The sequence below is a fragment of the Sphingobacterium puteale genome, from assembly GCF_003627955.1.
GTDB classification, from domain to species: domain Bacteria; phylum Bacteroidota; class Bacteroidia; order Sphingobacteriales; family Sphingobacteriaceae; genus Sphingobacterium; species Sphingobacterium puteale.
The window spans coordinates 248039-267884 of record NZ_RBWS01000001.1; the positions used below are offsets into that span (position 1 = coordinate 248039).

Sequence of the window (19846 nt, forward strand, 5' to 3'; positions counted from 1 at the left end):
GTATACCTAAACTTGTCGTATTAAATTGGTTATTTCCAAATTTCAATGGTGAGTACTTTATATGACACTACGCGAGTTACAGTAAAGGAAAGCCCATAAAAGAGCATTATATTTTTTATCATAAATTTAGGATTAATTGGTTATTTTAAAGGTTTTCATTCTCCCCGTTTGAAAACCTTTTTTTATAACACTCTTCTATTACCGGATGGCAACTATAGTTATAACTTCGTAATTTCAGTAACAACTAGATAACTTCAAAAGTAGTGTACTTCAATAGAAAAACAACAGAAATACACTACTCTGTTCTAAAAGGCAATGCCGGTAATCCTTCTATATTAAAAAAATTGGGACGAGCTGTTTCATTCCAGCCAAAGCGGACCTGTTTTGGTGATTTTATCGATGCTGCGGATACAATCACTTGATTGCCATCGATCTTCGCTTCAGCAGGTACAAATTTGCCGTCCTGCCCTGCGATCTCAAACCAGGTCAATTGATCCCCTTTACACTGTAATCCGCTGCCAACATGCTTAAAATTCAAAATAATGTGATCTTTTACGATCTTTTTGCTTTTATATTGCGGTCCCGAAAAAACAGTATTTTTCAGGCCATAGTCAAAAGCCAGGGGCCACAGTGCCAAACGACGCCCCACTTCCCATTTATAGGAGGGGTGTATGTCAGAAAGATCGTCGACCAAATCAGTGACTACAGCCATTCCCGAATTTTTAATATCCATACATTTTGTCTGGATCTCCCAGAACCAAGGCAATGCCTCTGCAGTGTGTTTTGTTTTGTCATTCCTTTTACTATAATAATAAGGTGCAATCTGAACATAGTAAAATGGCATATTTTTATCCTGCCAGACACGACGCCAAGTGTCGATCAGCAATTTTTGTTTTGCATAGTAACGTGCATCCTCAAACATAAGATTGCTTTCACCCTGATACCAGATGAAGCCTTTCATGGCGAAAGGTGCCAATGGACGGATCATCGCTTCATACATTTCTCCGGCGACGGTATTTTCAATTTTGGTTTCACCATTTTGCATCTCCTGCTTAAAGAGACCGGAGTTTTGATAGGCCTCCAAGGGTGTCCATGGCTCTATTCTACTGCCGCCCCAGGATGAACTAATTAAACCCACAGGAACATTCAGCTGTTGTTGTAGTGTCTTTCCAAAGAAATAACCCGGAGCGGAAAACTGGCCAAGTGAGTTTGGGCCTGCAATTTGCCATCCGTTAGTTTCCACATCCCCCAGAGGCCCTTTCTTTTTGGCAACAAGGAATAAGCGAATTTTTGGATTTTCAGGTTGGTGCAACTCCTCCTTCGCTAGATCAATTCCAGTAGCAGGCTGCTTATACCCCTTACGTAATTGCATCGTATACTCCATATTGGACTGTCCCGAACATAGCCAAACTTCACCCACAACAACATTTTTCAGCAAAATTGTATTATCTCCCTTTACTTCCATAGTAAATGCATCGAAACTTGCTTTTTGAGCAGTAAAGGTAACACTCCATGCTCCTTTTTGATCGGCCACTGTTTTTCTTGTCAAACCTTTCAATCTGACTTCAATCTTCTCCTGAGGATCTGCATGTCCCCATACCACCACTGGTTTTCCTTGCTGAAGTACCATATTCGATCCAAAAACATGTGGTAATGTGACTTTAGCCTGTGTGCTGAACGCAATACCTGCCAAAATAAAGGAAAAGAGGATTTTCTTCATGCTATTTTAATTGAATTGTCTATTCTTAAAACCAAGAGAAACGTTCAATCAGAGGCTTGGCATAGGACAAGAACCGTCATGACTATCCCTTAAATAATATTTATCTATGTCTGCGTATATTCGGATTCAGTGCCGAACTCATGCAATGAAATTAAGCATCTATTTATCGATATGCAACCTGTACTTCACTGTTTCACCCTATAGCGTAATACGATAGCCTGTCGATAATCAACAAGGCTATCAATTTACTTTTAATAAATTTGATAAAACCGTTTGATTTATTGTGAAAGCTGTTCCATGACGTACTCCCTTAGGAAAGCTCACCAGATCGGAGACATCTTCCCAGTTGATGCCGTCTTTGCTTCTTACAGCTCCATATTTGTGGTCGCGGTACTTATCAAAATATACATACATATACTCCCCAACCTGCAGCGGAGCAGGCCCCTCCGCCCAATAATTTCCTGTAATCGGCTTAGAGACATTAGTCGGAAATCCTTTCGCTAAACTCTTTGTTGTTGTGATCCGAATATTTTTCTCAGGTGGGTTAGAATTTTCATTTTTCAACACCATCATGTATTCCTTATTGGCCTGCTGTATAATAGCCGCATCAATGACACTAAATTCGGGATCAAAATATAACTTGGTTTTTGAAAAACGTTTAAAATCCTTTGTCGTGACGCTATACATCCGATGGTTTAAGCCTTTTTCACTGTCGCTGGTCTGTACCTCTTTATGTCGACCAGGGATCGTCGTGGCCCAAATGATATAATATTCCTTCGTCGCCTTGTCGTAAAAAAGCTCCGGAGCCCAAGCATTTTTAGCCTCAGGTTCATCTACCATGACCGGTAGTGCTTTTTGTTCGGTCCAATGCATAAGATCTTTAGAAGAAGAGTATCCGATAATTTTATCCCACCAGCCTGTTGTCCATACCAGATGAAACGTGCCATCAGGCTCTTGGCAAATACTGGGATCGCGCATCAGTTTATCTTTTCCCACAGTTGGTTCTAAGAAAGGTTTACCCTGATTTAAAGGCTCCCATTTCAGTCCATCTAAGCTGTAAGCGAGATGTAACCCATCGGCGCCATTACCTATGAAATAGGAAAAAAGATAGACAGGAGACTGTGCCTTAGCCAGGCAAGTCAATACAACGAAGAGCGTGACTAGAAATTGTTTTTTCATTTTTATAATCTTATGAATAAGTCTATAACGAGTTTCCATTATAGAGCAGGAAACGAATACTTTAATCCAAATATACGGTTACTTCATCGACCACTACGCCCTCATCAAGCGCTTTGATACGCAATATGTCCTGTTGCAATGAAGCTATTTTAAATTTAACCGTTCGAATAGCCTGGTTTCGCAAGACATTCTCTTTCCATTCTTCACTTCGTCCGATTGTTTTATAAGAAATAGTAGACGAATGCTGTTGCCCCAAAGACAGCTCAAAACGCAAATCATCTGAAGAGACAGGATGTGTAGGCAGCAAGTGGACGACAATGGTAACAGAATCGCCCTTGAGCCCTTTGAGCGGATAACTGGCTTCTGCGCCCAATGGGATAGCTCCGGCCTGCCCTTGATACCCCAAGCCTTCAAATCCTATTGCCCCCTCTAAATCTTTACCAGGAATTCGCTTGTCGGGTTGATCATCATTGGCCAGCGGAGCAACTGCTTTCTCTTCTATAATCTTATCGAAAACAGCAAGGTTTCTTGGTTTATAGTCCATCATACCCTTCCACTTACCTTTATTCAAAGCATTGTATTGCGCAGTTAAGGAAACAATTTTATCATATGCATCGTGGCTTTTTTGCCATTCAGCTTTGCCATGACGTGCCAACTGCGCATAAAGGTGTTTTTCATTCATCTTTGCCGCTGCAACAACCGGATACAGGACTAATTCAAAATATGCATCCTTGCGATCCAACGGGACTGATGCCCCAATTGAGGTGGCTGCATCTTGAATATGTTTATATTGTTCCAATCGCTTTTTGATCTGCTGTTCGGACCAAGGTAGGTCTTTCACAATTTTATAGGCTGGATCTTTTTCTTCCGTACGTGTATTTCCCATAAACTCAGGTTTTCGAATATACGCCAACCGATAATGTTCCTTCATAATCGGCACAATCTTCTTCGCCAAACGATGTCCAAATTCCCGTTGCAAAAATTGGTTCATATGCTGGTAAACGCCTATTTTTTGTATATGATCCATATCCCAAGCCATATCCATCAGGAGTTCAATTTGGTATTCAGCAGGCTTAATGTCCCCAACATTGACAATCCACATTTTTTTAACATCATGATGATAAGCTGTATAAAGCTGCTGATAGATCAGCGCCGGACTCATGGTCGACAACCAAAGATAATCATGTGGTCGCCCCCAATAGGAAACATGATAATACAGTCCATTACCACCCGACCTTTTTCTTTCTATCTGATTTGGGAAGTGGGTGATATAGCCATAATTATCGTCACACCACATCAGTGTTGTATAGTCAGGAAGATCCATACCGGCTCTATATACGTCCAATACCTCTTTATAGGGTATAACAACCTGAGGAATCTGCGCGGGGTCTGCATTGACATATTTTTTCAACAGATCCGTTTGATCTTTAATGACCTCATTGATCGCATCTTTATAAGCTGCAGTTGTTTTGACGCCCTCCATTGCTCCATCGTGTTTCCCACGCATACCCAGTGTAAATATGTTATGGGATCGCCCCAGTGTTTTGAGTCGATTGGACCAATAATCAACAATCTCATTTTTATTCGTCAAATAATTATAGGGCCCCCGACCTACGATATCCCATTCCGTCGCACTATTTCGGGCAAGGGGTTCACAATGAGATGAGCCGATATATATCCCATATTTTTCGGCTATTTCTCGATTTCCTTGGACAAAATAGAAGGGAACAGTTACTTCATGCATTGCTGGCCAGATTGAATTAGCCCGCAGCCGCAATAATAATTCAAAAATACGGGCATAAGTCTTAGGCCCTATGGTTGCCATTTCTTTTGTTTTGGCCGGATCAATTCCTGCATCTAACTTTGCTTCGGGTTCATAGGTTTTGCTGCTCCAAGGTGTCAATCCCCAGTCCTCGTCATTTATAAAAATCCCCCGGAATTGCACTTTAGGAAATTGCTTGTCTTCAAAATCGACGGGTAGAGAAATCGTTGATTTTTTACGGGGAACCACATCAGCCCACCAACTCCATGGAGAAACGCCCAATTTTCTGGAAATTTCCATCACTCCATATGCCGTACCTCTAGCATCAGAGCCTACCACTAAAAGTGTCGGCACTTTTTCTATCGGAATCACCTTCAAACAAAACATTTCCCATTTACCTTCCATTTCAGGAAGACGGATATGATAATCTTTTATCAGTTTGTCGATAATTGGATCATTTAATTCCCCAATTATAATCGCTCCGCCATCTGCACTACCTATTCGTCTAAAAGCAGATTGGCCAACCTGCTGTGCGTCTGCAGCCAACAGTTCCAATGCGGTTTCAACCACAGCGTTAGTGCCTCCGTAATAGATATTCGCAGCTCGACTATTTTTGATCAGATGGAACGCCTCGCTCGAAAACAGTGGGAGTATTGCCAAACAGAGATTAATAAAAACTAAAATAAACTTTTTCATCAAAGCTGGATATATCATATTACTTGAATTAGGCTATTTCGTTGCCGGAGGAATCCGGATGATGGTCAACGAATACGGCGGCAATTTTTGATGTTTAAGTTTTTCTACTGTCTCAGTCCGTTCTTCAGGTTTAGCTGTTTTACTATCCAATTTCCCTGTCAGCTGCGAAACAACCGCTGTGTCCGCTTTCAAATCAAACTGATCCAGTTCCAATTGTATGTTGGCCGCAACAGGCAAAATATTAACCAGTTTTACAATGAGCGATTGATCTTTCGGATCTTTAACCATAGAAAATGCCACGCGCTTCTGTACATCAACTGCAGCATTAGAATAGCTGGCTTCCATTGGAATATACTCAGTCCCATTATTACAGCCAAATAACTGCTGTACGTAATAAGATGGTGTTAAATTCACGTCAGTATTGGAGAAATAAATAAGGTCGGGGCGCCATTGGGTATAACCATCTTTCGCCAATAGCGGCGCATAAGACGCCATCTTAACGATATCAGCATTTCTCTCTAATGCCGTGAGATAGGCTGCCTCCGCCAAAGCCACTTCTAAAGTACTTGCCCTTCCATGAATATGAGCCGCATATTCGCCCAAATACACCTGTGATTTGCTGCGATCATATTTATCATAGAAGTCCTGATTATGAATAAACCAGCCCGGTGTCTGATAATAGTGTTCGTCCATAATGGGTACATTCAATTTATCAGCAATTTTCCAACCTTCTACATAGTCAGTTCCTTCAAAAAATGGCCCTGCAGTCCCAATAACCTGTATTTCGGGATATTTTGCACGGATAGCGTTATAAATCATGGTAAAACGCTCCTCAAAAACATTCGATATTAAATCTTCGTTACCAACACCAATGTATTTTAGATGAAATGGCTCGGGGTGCCCCGCGGCAGCACGTACCTTTCCCCAGGTACTATTTTTATCGCCATTGGCCCATTCAATCAGATTCAGTACTTCCTGGATATAGTCATCCATATCTTCCATTGGGACACCACATTGTTGTCCACCCAATGGGTGACCGTGAGCACCCGAATTTTGGCAGGGTACACCAGCCGCCACTACTGGAACAGCATAGGCACCGATGTCTTCACAAAATTGAAAATACTCGTAATATCCCAAGCCCACGGTTTGATGATATCCCCACATATTACGCTGTGGCATACGGCTTTCCAGCGGCCCTACAGTATTAGACCAATGGTAGATATTTTCAATCCCATCGCCATGTGCTAAACAGCCACCCGGAAAACGGACAAAACGGGGATTCAATGCAGCTATAGCATCGGCCAGATCCTTACGCAATCCATTTTTTCGCCCTTTAAATGTATGCTGAGGGAATAAAGAAATCAGATCCAAATCCAATTGTTGTCGGTCTGTAAATACAAATTCCAATACGGCATCCTTACAGGTTTCATTGGATGTCAATACCAATTGATATTTTTTCCAGTTTTTACTGTCAACAATTACGGATTTCTCATCGAGGATTTTTCCGTCTTTTGTACTTATCCGGATCTTTAGTTTAGGTGCTTTACTAACAGTGCCCCTTCCGAAAAACGAAAGATCATAGCGTTCATTCTTATTCAAGGCAATACCATCGTAGCCTATATTTCTGAAGATACCCTCACCTTGCAATCTCGCATAATGTTTATTATTAGGATGAATTGGATTGATGCTGTCAATATGAAACTGCCCTGAGCCATCCATACGCCAAGCAGTTTTCTCATTCCAATCTTTATCATGCCCCTGTTTATCGTCCAATTTATATTCAAAATCCCTATTTTGAATCAATTCTGCATAAAGACCTCCGTCTGCGGCATAATTAATATCTTCAAAAAAAACACCCACCAACATATCACTGATGGACTTGGTTTGTCCTACCTTCGGCGTTAATTTGACATCCAATGGCTTTAGGCCAGGGAAGCGGGCATCATCGTCAACGCTTCGTTCGGACCATTGTTTTTGCTTAAGCAGCGCGAGATCATAGTGCTTGATTAATTCTTTGACAACAGGCCATGAAACTTTCAACTTCGTTCCATGTAAACGATCGCCATGAAGTGAAATATGTTCACGAGCCAATAAACTGTTTTTTACAAGAGATTCAGTTGATTTATCCAAATCTTTTAATGCAACATGATAGTCCTGTCTGCCCCAATTGAAAAAATCAGTGGTAAAAGTATATGCATATGCTCCGTTACTTTCAGGACTTAATTGCCATGCGCAGGACCAACCACCTTCATTTCGAGGGAATAGTACAGGATTTATCATCCGTTTTTCTGATCCCCACCGTCCATAATCTGATTTCACAAAGGCAAGATCCGTTCCGATGGAATTCCATTGTTTACCGTCTAAACTCCAGGCATATAACAGCCCTTCCCTCCCAGCATTCTTTTCTTTTGCATACGCAAAGAAATAAACCGAATCCGGTTCAGAAGCGCTGCTGCTGTGGGCGTGAGCACTGAAAATCCAAAATAAACAAAAGAAGCAAAGCGATTTTGTAAGAAACAAATTATAGGCTCTTAATTTGAAGTTATCCGTTTTCATTGGTTATAATTAATCATAATATTTATAAATGTATAAATTACAATTATAAAACGCAAACGGCATTATCAAAAGAATGCGCTGTCATTGACATGTTACGATTTTATCCCTTTTTAACTAGCACCGAGAGGTTTGAATCAAATTATGGTTATGAATGGTTTAATGTTGATTGCCTGTAACTATAGTACCTATACTACAATTATATTAAATATTCTTGCAATCACCATCCTGTAGTATCATGGTCAAAATCAACAAATAGCGCACAAAAAAAGCCGAACAAAATCTATCGTTCGGCCTCACATTATATCAATACAAAACTAATTGCCATCTGGTTTCACAACACTATTAATTAGACTTGGCGGCCAATACCAAGTTTTAAAATCATCTGGTTGCTGCGGATCAAAGCCTTGAAAATCGACGATATGGTCTGCTATATTCAAGTTGTTTTCTTTAATTCCTGTTAGCACCATTTTAGCAATCTCATAGGCACCATAGGGATTGAAATGGGTATTATCGGCCAAATCATTTTTTTGATTTGGAAAAGTATGCGCAGGATAGTGGACGAATGCCCGTTTGGATTCTTCAACTCCTAATGCCTTATAAAACAAACTTGTTTTCTTATTGAGATCGATCAAAGGTACCTGAAGTTCCGCAGCTACCTTCCGAGCCGCATCCGGAAAATCACCTAATGTCTGCAACAGATTTCCCTGTTCATCAAATGCACGCCGTGCCGTAGAAGTCAAAATAACGGGTATGCCCCCTTTGGTTCGAAATTCATTAACAAAGTGCCGCAATCGTTCGCTATACCCTTTATACGCTCCGGCATACTCTCCCTTTTCTTTTTGATCATTGTGTCCAAATTCGATAAACAAATAATCTCCGGATTTGGCGACCGAGAGAATCTTTTCCAATCTTTTTGAGGACAAAAACGAACTTAAAGCTAATCCAGATTCTGCATGATTAGCAATGGCTATACCAGAATCAAAAAAACGAGGAATCATTTGTCCCCATGAAGTCCATGGTTCATCCTCTTGATTTACCACAGTAGAATTTCCCGCCAGGAATATAGTAGGTATATCGCGAACCGATTCGATACGAATGGCTGAAATACAATTCGTTTGTTGAAACTCTAACGTCAACTTATTATCCCAATCCAATTTCTGGAGTTCACGTGGCTTCTTCAATGCTACAATCCCACCAGAAACAATCTTCGAATTTTTAATATGTACAATAAAGGTCCTATCTAACACTCGATTGGGGAGCACCTCTTGATTTTCAATTTGCAGCCTCCGGGATTCAGACCGTATCGTACTGCTGTAAGCTTGATTCCCTAATCCCTGATATGAAATCGTAATCTTATAATTTCCTTCAGGAACTTTTACCGAAAAATAAAATGGCTTTTTGCTAAAAAGATTCCTATTTTTTTGATCAATAGTGACACTTTGTTCTGTTGAAAACTCGAAACCATATCCTTGGTTGATCTGATAGGCCATTGCCTTCTTCAAGAGGATGCTGCCGCTCTTTGTCTTATGGCCAAAATTAAACTCTTTTACGATCTGCTCCGCAAATAGTACGGGACACTTTATCAATATAAGAAGACCAATTGTTAAGATTAATCGCTGCATTTTTAAGTTCTATAATTAAGTTGTACAAATATAATTCTTCATCTTAATCTAGCTTTCCTGCGCTTACCTGTACTTTAAAAATCAAAAGTGCCCCTATCAACAGTTCAGGACAGCTGAACCATTAAAATTTAACAACTTTACATATCATATAATAATTGGTATAATTATTCATAATTTTAGGTTTTTAATAAAAGGTTTCCTTACTCCCGTTTGGAAACCTTTTATTTTTATAATTCCCTATGATGTCCACTCATAGCTCATTAAAAAAGGCCAGACAACAAGTTGCCTGACCTCCCACGATAACTAATAAAAAAACTAAATCCTATTTCATCTATAACACCGCACTAATGCGTTTGCTGTTTGGCTCTAAAATACCTTAACTCAATAATATCATTTGGAATCGCCCGGCTATTCCAATGCTCATGAATCACTAAAGCTGCACCAAGTGCAGTAGCTTGGGCCATAGAGGCTCCAAACACTTCACTATTTGGAAAGGCTTGAGCCAGCAGCCCCATATATATGTGATTACGGCTAAAGCCTCCATCCACAAATATTCGCTGCACTCCGGTTTGATTCATGACAAGAGTAGTCGCCTTCACTTGAGCCTTGACCAAATGCATCATTAGCACGTGATAAGCTTCAACATAATCGCCAAAATGACTCAGATCAATTGTGGAAAAGGCAGACAGTTCATCCGAAATATCCAAAGCTTGATATTTTTCTATTATGGTCCAATCCAAATCGATCTGCTTAAACTTACCCGTGGAAATCTGGAATGCTTTAGCAATGCGTTTTACTTGCTCCTCATGCTCATATCCTGCAAATAGTCTTGATGCTTTCACAGGTTTACCCGTATAGGTCATATACGAAAGACAGTCACTGTGAAGTTCTTCTTTGGTGAGCGGATCAATGTTGAACGGATTGAAAGAAATACACCAGGTTCCCGTCGAAATCAATATAAAAGGTTCATGAAAATTCAATAAATAGGGGATCAATGCAGACGAACTGTCGTGCAAACCGCTACCTACTAGATAACCACTTCCAGGAAATGTCGCTCTGTAAAGACGATCTCCCTGAACGATCGGAGGCATTTTATCAATAATTCCTGTATCTTCTACCCACTTATGATAATTATTTTTACTAAAATCCCATAGCGCTGTATGACATCCAATACTTGTCATATCCGAATAAGCTTGCCCCGAGATCAGATAACTCAAGTATTGTGGAAGGTGTAGCGCCCACTTTACTTCCTTAAATACTGCTGGTTTAAGTTTTGACAAACGGTAGACCTGTAGTCCTGAATTCAGACTCCCCAAGCTTGGAGAGGAGGTTTCTAATGCGAATTTATCCTTTCCACCGTATTGTGCATAAAAAGATTCCAACAATTTTTTAGGGTATTCTTTTAAATAATTATATAATGGCGTCAAAGGCCTGCCGTCTTTATCAATGTAGACAAAGCTTGCTCCATATGAGGTAAAATTAATTGCTTTGATTTCAAACTCGCCCTTTCGAAACACTTCATGCAACGAATCAAAAACTGACAGACGCAAACTCTCCAAATTCTCACAATGGTCGCCATCTTCATCTACAGTTACCAAAAAACGAGCCGACCGTTCAAATACGATTTGGTACTGCTCGTTAAAGAGAAATAATTTCTTGTTCGTCTTCCCAACGTCGAATATGGCGACTACTGGTATTGGTTTCCCCTTCATTCTTTTTCCCTAATTACAAACCTGTAGCTACAGAATTTACTCCGCGTTCCTCGATAAGTTTACTGCGTAAATTTCCTTCATTAAATAACTGAACAGGATTTAAAGCAGCTCCACTTCTTAATCTAGCCTCAGCTACTAAGGGTCTAACATCTGTCCGGAATGCATCTTGCAATATCTCCTGGGCTTTCACAATATCATTTGCTTGCTGTGCCTGTTTCAACGCTTTACGATCGACCAACAAAGCCTGAGCATATGCAATCTTAATCGCTTCAACTGACTGTAAAAGGTCTACCAATGGGTCTTTTAAATTATGGGAGGCATCAATCATCCACCCCAGTCCGCTCGCATGATCAATACCTTTCACATCCATACCGTCGATCAATTCATTAAAGATCAAGAATAGCTGATAAGGTTTGATACTACCTGCAGTCAGGTCATCGTCGGCATATTTGCTATCATTGAAATGGAATCCGCCCAATTTGCCTTCCATCAACAATAAAGAAACAATTTGTTCAATATTTGCATTTGGGAGATGATGTCCCAAATCAACTAATGTATATGCTTTCGGTCCTAATTTGTTTGCCAACAACAGGGATTGTCCCCAATCACCAATTGTCATGGAATAAAAATACGGTTCAAATGCTTTGTACTCTACAAAAAGTTTCCAATCTTCCGGCAAATGTTTGTAGATTTCCTGTAAGCTTGATAAGGTATTTTGGAACGCTTCTCTGAAATTCAACTGTCCGGGGAAGGATGATCCATCGGCCAACCAAACGGTCAACGCTTTAGAACCAACCGCTTTGCCATAGTTGATTACTTCAATATTATGGTCTACAGCTTGCTGACGAACTTTTGGATCGACATGGTGTAGGGAGCCAAACTTATAGCTATGCTCCTGGCCTGCCTGATCTTGAAAAGTATTAGAGTTTACTGCATCAAATCCAATGTCCAAGGAAGATGCCAATGTTTTAATTTTCGCTGCATCTGAAGGAATATCCCAAGGGATGTGCAGCGAAATTGCTCCACTCGATCTGTTAAGTGCATGCAACAAGCCAACATCCTCAAGCTTTTGCTCTAAAGTAGCCGGTTCACCTGCTCCAGAAAAACGGCCAAAACGAGTTCCACCTGTACCTAATGCCCAGCTTGGTATGGCAATTTGAAACTTTTGAAGTTTATCCAGAATTTCATCTACCTGTGCAATATCTCCCGACACATAGTCAAATGCTCTTTTATGCTTATCTTTTAATTGGCTATTGTGCTGATCTATAATTTTCTTATCTAAAATCATGATTTAATGGTTATCGTGTAAAAATACTAGGTGTCGCGCACATCTTTTCCCTTTCTGAACGCGACACCTAAGATATAAAAATTAGCGTACAAACGCCATAGCAACACCTCCGTCAACGTTTAGCACATTTCCAGTAGATTTATTCAATAATCCACCGACAAAAGCAAAACATGCATTTGCAATGTCTTCTGGAAGGATGATCTGATTCAAAAGCGTTCGTTTTGCATAGTAAGCTGGTAATTCAGCGACCGTGATGCCATAAGCCTTAGCGCGACCTTCAGCCCATCCACCTGCCCAGATATTGCTGTCTGAAATAACCGCATCTGGATTCACAACGTTCACACGTACTCCTGCAGGGCCTAATTCTGCTGCACACAGACGACTTAAATGCAATTGTGCAGCTTTTGCACTCCCGTATCCTGTATTATTGGGACCACTAACCAAGGCATTTTTACTGACAATATTGATGATATCGCCACCGATTGCTTGGCCTTTTAAGAGTGAAGTCGCTCCTTGAGTAACTAAGAATTGGCCTTTTACCAATACATTGTACAATAAATCCCAATCTTTCTCTGTATGATCTTCGATTGTCTTGGAAATCGATAATCCCGCATTATTTACGACAATATCGATACCACCAAATGCTAAAGCAGCATCTTTTAAGGCGTCCTTAATAGATTCCGCATTGGTTACATCAAGGGTCGTAGCAATGACTGCATCATTTCCAAATTCTGCTACAAATTCTGCTTTACTTGACTCCAAACGTTCTGTATTGATATCATTTAACACGATAACAGCACCTTCTTGAGCCATCTTTTTGGCAATTGCTTTTCCGATACCGCCACCGCTTCCAGTGACCAAGGCAATTTTTCCAGACAAAGCTTTTGGCTTTGGCATACGTTGAAGCTTCGCTTCTTCCAGTAACCAATATTCAATATCAAACGCTTCCTGACGGGGCAAAGCAGTGTATTCACTTACGGCTTCGGCCCCTTTCATGACATTGATCGCATTGGTATAGAATTCTGCCGCTACACGTGCCGTTTGCTTGTCTTTGGCAAAAGCAAACATACCAATCCCCGGATACAAAACAATGACCGGATTTTTATCACGTACAGCCGGGCTGTTTTCGTGTTTGCAGTTTTCGTAATATTGTGCATACATTTCACGGTATGCTTCAAACAATGGTGTCAATTTCGCTTTTAGATCCTCCACATTGTCCAGATCTTCTGATTTATCCAGATTCAATACCAACGGTTGAATTTTAGTTCTTAAGAAGTGGTCCGGACAGCTTGTACCAAGCGGGGCCAAACGTTCTAAATCATTTGAATTGATAAATTCCAATACACGCTCATCATCCGTGAAGTGTCCGATCATGTGACGTTCACTGGAACAGAAACCTCTTAAAACAGGCGCAAGTTTAGCTGCCTGCGCAGTTCTTTCCTCCTTACTCAAGCTGGTTACCTGCTGCCCACCGAATACAGGTGCCTTTTTACCATAATTTTGCTCAAGATATGCCGCGCAAGCTTCGATGACATCCAAGGAATTGACATAACATTCGTATGCTGTATCGCCCCAAGTAAATAAACCATGTGACCCCAACATAATACCACGGATACCCGGATTTTCTTCCAAGCAGGCACGCAATTGCAGCCCAAGATCGAATCCCGGACGTTGCCAATCTACCCAGCCAATGGTTCCGCCGAACAATTCCTGTGTAATTTTTTTACCATCTTTGGCAGCAGCAATCGCAATCGCAGCATCGGGATGTAAATGATCAATATGTTTAAATGGTAAGAATCCATGTAAAGGCGTATCTATAGAAGGTGCTTTTGACGCTAAATCATAGATACAATGGTTAAATAACTCCACCATTTCATCTTCATGTTCAAGACCACGATAGACATTCTCCAAATTGCGGAGACGTTGCAAATAAAGAGCCGCAAGACCTGACTTTTTTAACGTTCCGATGTCTCCACCAGATCCTTTAATCCACATCACATCAACTTCTTCGCCCGTCAACGGATCTTTTTCCACAACTTTACAAGACGTATTACCACCGCCATAATTTGTGATTCTTAAATCTGCACCTAGAATATTTGAACGATATAATAACAAAGCTACCTCATCACCACGAAGTGCTTGAGCTTTCTGATCGTCCCATAAATAATTGACATGTTTGTACGTTTTCACTTCTTCTATATTTTGTTTTAATATTAATTTTCTAATGTTTTAGCAAATCCTACGATACAAATGGAGATGATAATTGTCACGATACCTGCTATTATGGAACGATAGGTAGGCCGATCTACACCTTTCCATTCTTTGAGTACCACACCCCAAGCATTTGATATCAAAATGATAAACGCCATATGCAATATCCAAGAACTAGCTCCATTACCCAAGCGGCTTTCGCCCATACCGTAAAAGAAAAACTGTAAATACCAAGTCGTTCCTGCTAAAGCACATAAAAGTAAATTCTTGCCTTTAGGCACATCAGATTTCGTATAATCCGAAAACGTTTTGTTCTTGATCAAAAGGTAAAGACACCATAGGAAATTAGTCGTAAAACCGCCCCATAAAATCACAATGTAAGTGACATTATTCTGGTACAGAAATTCACCTTGATTTGGATTAGCAGACTTCCACAATATATTTGCGACATCAGCCATGGGCTTCCCTGATTCAATACCAAAATTGAAACAAGCACTCAATATTCCAGAAACAATAGCCACAACGATCCCCAGCCCAAAATTATAATCAGACTTGCTTTCTGAGGACAATGTGGATAAGTGTTTTTCTTTTGAAACACCAGCTTTACCACATAGATAGACACCAAGCACACAGACCAAAAGTCCAAGAAGGATACATAGACCAGATTGGGTCGTAAAAAAATAATCTATGCCATGTTTGCCCTCGGCCTTATTGAAAAAATAATAGATGCTGGGCATCAAAGAACCAAAGACCATGCTAAGCCCTAAAATAATGCTGCTACCTAACGAAACACCGAGATAGCGCACACCAAGACCATAAGTTAATCCACCAATTCCCCAAAGCAAACCAAACAAAAAAGTATAACCTAATGTGGCGTTATCTGTACTTTTAATAATTTCAGCAAAATTGGGTATGGTTAACATCGCCGCTATAGGCGGCACAATGATCCAGGAAAAAAGCCCCCCTAATATCCACATGGATTCCCAAGACCATCCTTTTACCTTCTTGTACGGCACATAAAAACTTCCCGAGGCGAATCCGCCTATGAAATGAAATATAACTCCGAAAACTGCATTCATATAAACGTTATTTAGGTTCTTAACGACTAAGTTAATTCATTGGTTTTTTAGAACTGTTATGCACTGTTATGACCACCTCGGTTTTGTGTGCAAAACAGACAAACGGAGCGGTCCGAAACAATGGACAGCCCAGTTTTATTTATTTAGTCTTGTATTTTTTAGCAATTTAGGATTCAAAAGTGTATACTTTTGCTTTGGCTCGCAATGCTTAAATCAATTCATAAGCTGTAATATACTGTTAGCAATCCACGAATAGCCTATTTTAAGAGGTTGATAATAGTTGCTTCCCGTTCTTTTGGAAAAACTTTTAGATCCAATAATTTACCATCCTTTAACCTCCCTTCGACCGTGGTCTGCCCGGGAGCATGCAGCTTAAAATCCACATCCCATTCTTTGGGCCATGCCGGAAAAAGGTAAATTTTATCATCCACTACCTGCAAAAGCATTTCCTGTAAGCCGATCATGCCCGAACCACCCCAGTTATGATCCGGAACCCAGTCAAAGCCCGGTCCCCAAAAGGTTGGAAATCTTCGTTCTGAATTTTTGAGCTTTAAGACAGTCAATTGTTTGGCTTCATCGGTCAATCCAAGACGTGCAGCAAAGATATTATGCTGCTTCCAGCCGACATGGCTTTTGAATTTAAGCACATCGGGATCATCCGTATAAGTATTGAGCGCAATACCCATGTCGGGTTTACCAATACCGTAAATTCCCCAAGGATATACAGGATAGAGCTGCGGGGATTCGGTATTGTTGACCCGGGCCCATAGCTGTGCTGGCGCCAACATCTTTTTACCTCCAAGTTCACGTTGCGGCAAAGGTGGAATTCTGGTCAAAAAACCCTGCAAATAACGACACATTTCAGCATTGATGTAGCCTTTCGGCAATGCCAGCAATCCTTTGGTTACTTGCTGCAAAGCGGCAATGGTAGTAGCCGAATTATAGGCCATTTTATAGGTTTCCGCGGAAGAACCCGGATACAAGACAAGATGACCTGCATCGTCCAATACCTTGCTACCCCTTTGCCGAGCCCGGTATTGATAATGTTCGTCAAAAAAGCGTAGGCAGCTCTCAATTAGTGGTATATAAGCCCGAATATCGGATTTATTGTAACGTTCGGTTTCCAGCATCATCATGCAGAACTCCAGTACGGTATCCCACTCATATTCCAACCAAGCATTATATTCTAGGCCCTTATCGAAATCTTTTGGCCGTTTCCAATTGTATTCTGCTGGATTGGGTAAACCAAAATTTTCAATCTGCTCCGTAAAGCTTGCACCAGTATGTCCCCAATAAAATTTGGATCGCCATTCGGCGTTACTCAAAAGACGTTGGTAAAACTTAAATTGTGCCGGCATTAAATCAAAATCACCGCTCTTCAATAATGGCCAGTAGACCAAGCGCTGATTTTGTGCGGTATGGGTACCGCCTCCCCAGTTGCGGAAATCTGGTGTGAACGTAAACGTACTATCAATTGTGACAGGATCATAGGTGAATAAACCCCCGTTAAATTTTGTCGGATAATCCCCATAGGCATTACAAGCTAACATAAACCGAAACAACTGATAGTTTCGGCCAACTTGCCAAGCTTCATTATTGAGATCTTTTGAACCGGGATGAATAATAATATGACTTCTATCCCAAAAGGCCTTCCACCATAATTCTGTCGCTCGTTTGAGGGATACAAAGGTAGGTTTGGGCGTAGCCAGATCCTCCAGTACTGCTTTCCAGTGTTGCAGGTCTGCGTGTTGCCCTACATGCAAGGTCACTTGAAGCGCATGATTGGTCTTTGCCGCTTTACTTTTAAGTATCCAGGATTGGTAGGGTGTATTCATATAGGTCCCTGCACGCTGCCCAACGTATTCAAAATTCTCACCTTTTAAAAGACCTCCTGAAATCCGGCTTTTTAATGGATTGTATAACGAATCTTTGATAGTCGACAGACCTTGCTGGTCCACGACGATATCGAATGCTGTACTATCTTGATTTTGATGATAAAAAACAATTTTATCAGCCTCAACGCCAATTTGGTCTTTATGTGTGACAACGGGCCTTGGTGGTGCCCACTTCCAAGAATTCGCGTTATTTTCCTTCTTCTTAGGAAACAGATCCTGAAAACGCCAGCTCTCGTAAGCTGCTTCCACCTTGATCTTCTGATTGGCACTTACTTCGAGATGTACATTGGGATTAAACACATCTACCCAAACCAGTACTTCGGCCTTGACGCCTTTGCTTTCGCCCTTCAAGACAATATGACCTTTATCCAACTGCAATTCCTGCTGGAATTTTCCTTCTGCAAAGGGGTTGGGATACAGATGGAGGCGGATGCGGCCGAGCTTCAACAAAGTATTATTCTCGTCAAATGCACCTGTTTTCCCCAAGTACAAAAGTAATTCGCCATGCTCCACCCAAACGTTCAATCCAATATCTCCACCACCTACAGGCATGGATTCAGATGAATTTTTGCTCTGTGTGGTCCAAGATACATTGTAGTCTTTCCAATTGAACTCTTGAGCCCCAATTGGGCTCAATAAAACAATTATTAAAACTAGAATCCCTATAATACGTTTTTCAATCATCATTTCTGTTTACCAATCGTCTGTACGGAAAGAACTTAAGGGCAAGCCATTGGCACCGAACACATCTCCGACAACGAAATCTTTAAATGCATAACGAACAGCCACTGGCTCCTCAACTTTGAGCGACGCTACAACAATGGTCTTTCCTTTCAAAACAGCGTTCGCAGGATAAAAAACCTGATCTTTACCCGCAATTTCAAAAGTCTTTATTTCTTTACTATATGAGGTCAGCCCTAGCGGTACATCCTTAAAAGAGAGTACTGCAGTATTGCCTTTAATTTCCAACTTTTCATAAACAGGACTTTTGAGATTTAGTGTACTAAAACCGTAACTATCGTGTAGCGCCAGGTAGGCCAACCGTTCACCACTTTGCTGTTTATGTGATGGGTGGATGCAATTCTGTTCGCCCAAATCCAAGGTAACAGCCATCCCGGAATACGGAATTTTATCCAATGATTTACGCTGTGCATCCCGTAAATAGGCCGAATTGTATTTTCCCCCTACATGATAAGGCGGCAATGAAGCGTAATCAAATGGCGCAATTTGCATAAAATAAAATGGAAGTTCATTATTTCCCCATAACGCACGGTACTTCTCGACCATCCGGGGAAATAAGACTTCATATTGATCTGGACGTTCGTAATTAGACTCACCTTGATACCAAATGATACCTCGAATGCCATAACCGGCAATGGGATGAATCATACCATTGTATAACATGGTCGGTACGCGATTTTTATCTTTCAAGCCTTCCTCTTGTTTTGGGATTTTTATATCTTTCTGATCCGCCAGCCAAGATGCCTCCATCCAGGCTTCGATATTTGAACCGCCATAGCTGCTATGAATCAAACCGACAGGCACCCCTAAAGTTTTGCGCAGTTGTCGGCCGAAATAGTAGGCCGTTGCACTAAAACCGACCACAGACTGCGGTTCAACTTTTTTCCAAACACTTGGCTTGCTATCGGATGCAGGCTGTAACAAGGGATTGCGGGGTACGGTATAGATACGCAATTGATCGTCCCTTGAATTCATCATCGCTTCTGTACTGCCGAGGATGGGTTGCCCAGGATAGCCCTTTAAGGGCATTTCCATATTCGACTGGCCCGAACACAGCCAAACTTCACCGATTAAAATATCGTGCAGTTCAATCACATTTTTTTCTGAGACCTTGATCTGATAAGTTCCACCTGCTGCTGGTGTATTTACTACAATTTTCCATTGGCCAAGCTTGTCCACCTTCGCATGATATTTTTGCCCATTCCAGGAGGCCTGTAAGGTTACTGTTGTCTGGGGGTCCGCCCAGCCCCATACCGGGACTTTACTTTGTTGCTGCAGCACCATCCCATCGGTAAAGAGAGCCGATAAACGTACTTTCGCCTGGCTACTCAATTGGGCCAACAGTAACACGATCGCAAAAAAACAAGTTTTCATTGTCATAAATT

Annotated in this window: 11 protein-coding genes; all 11 read right to left on the bottom strand. The window is 41.1% G+C overall.

All coding sequences use genetic code 11. The features are described from left to right. Window positions 1-295 precede the first annotated feature (295 nt). Window positions 296-1720 carry a sialate O-acetylesterase gene (locus D7322_RS00960; protein WP_121120610.1) on the bottom strand — a complete coding sequence of 475 codons (1425 nt, stop codon included), beginning with the start codon at window positions 1718-1720 and terminating at the stop codon, window positions 296-298. Window positions 1721-1960: 240 nt separating this feature from the next. After that, window positions 1961-2899 (bottom strand): glycoside hydrolase family 43 protein, encoded by a 939-nt coding sequence (locus D7322_RS00965; RefSeq protein ID WP_121120611.1) that lies wholly within the window; start codon window positions 2897-2899, stop codon window positions 1961-1963. A gap of 61 nt (window positions 2900-2960) precedes the next feature. Next, entirely contained in the window at window positions 2961-5357 is a 2397-nt protein-coding gene (locus tag D7322_RS00970; protein ID WP_220700002.1) for a glycosyl hydrolase 115 family protein, read from the bottom strand. Between the two features lie 33 nt (window positions 5358-5390). Then, on the bottom strand, window positions 5391-7913 hold the full coding sequence (locus tag D7322_RS00975) for an alpha-L-arabinofuranosidase C-terminal domain-containing protein (RefSeq protein WP_121120613.1): 2523 nt from the start codon (window positions 7911-7913) through the stop codon (window positions 5391-5393). Between the two features lie 314 nt (window positions 7914-8227). Further along, a complete protein-coding gene (locus D7322_RS00980; RefSeq protein ID WP_121120614.1) occupies window positions 8228-9535 on the bottom strand; it encodes a rhamnogalacturonan acetylesterase in 1308 nt (435 codons plus the stop codon). A 344-nt stretch (window positions 9536-9879) separates the two neighbouring features. After that, window positions 9880-11247 (bottom strand): FGGY-family carbohydrate kinase, encoded by a 1368-nt coding sequence (locus tag D7322_RS00985; protein ID WP_121120615.1) that lies wholly within the window; start codon window positions 11245-11247, stop codon window positions 9880-9882. Between the two features lie 13 nt (window positions 11248-11260). Further along, window positions 11261-12535, bottom strand: coding sequence for a sugar isomerase (locus tag D7322_RS00990; protein ID WP_121120616.1), 1275 nt, complete (start codon window positions 12533-12535; stop codon window positions 11261-11263). Window positions 12536-12616: 81 nt separating this feature from the next. Beyond that, window positions 12617-14725 carry a bifunctional aldolase/short-chain dehydrogenase gene (locus D7322_RS00995; RefSeq protein WP_121120617.1) on the bottom strand — a complete coding sequence of 703 codons (2109 nt, stop codon included), beginning with the start codon at window positions 14723-14725 and terminating at the stop codon, window positions 12617-12619. Between the two features lie 23 nt (window positions 14726-14748). Beyond that, complete coding sequence (gene rhaT / locus D7322_RS01000) at window positions 14749-15825, bottom strand: L-rhamnose/proton symporter RhaT (protein WP_121120618.1); 1077 nt, start codon at window positions 15823-15825, stop codon at window positions 14749-14751. Between the two features lie 257 nt (window positions 15826-16082). Beyond that, complete coding sequence (locus D7322_RS01005) at window positions 16083-18407, bottom strand: DUF5703 domain-containing protein (RefSeq protein ID WP_245971218.1); 2325 nt, start codon at window positions 18405-18407, stop codon at window positions 16083-16085. Between the two features lie 6 nt (window positions 18408-18413). After that, the gene (locus D7322_RS01010) at window positions 18414-19835 is read right to left on the bottom strand and encodes a sialate O-acetylesterase (RefSeq protein ID WP_121120620.1); all 1422 of its coding nucleotides are present in this window, start codon (window positions 19833-19835) and stop codon (window positions 18414-18416) included. Between the last annotated feature and the right edge of the window lie 11 nt (window positions 19836-19846).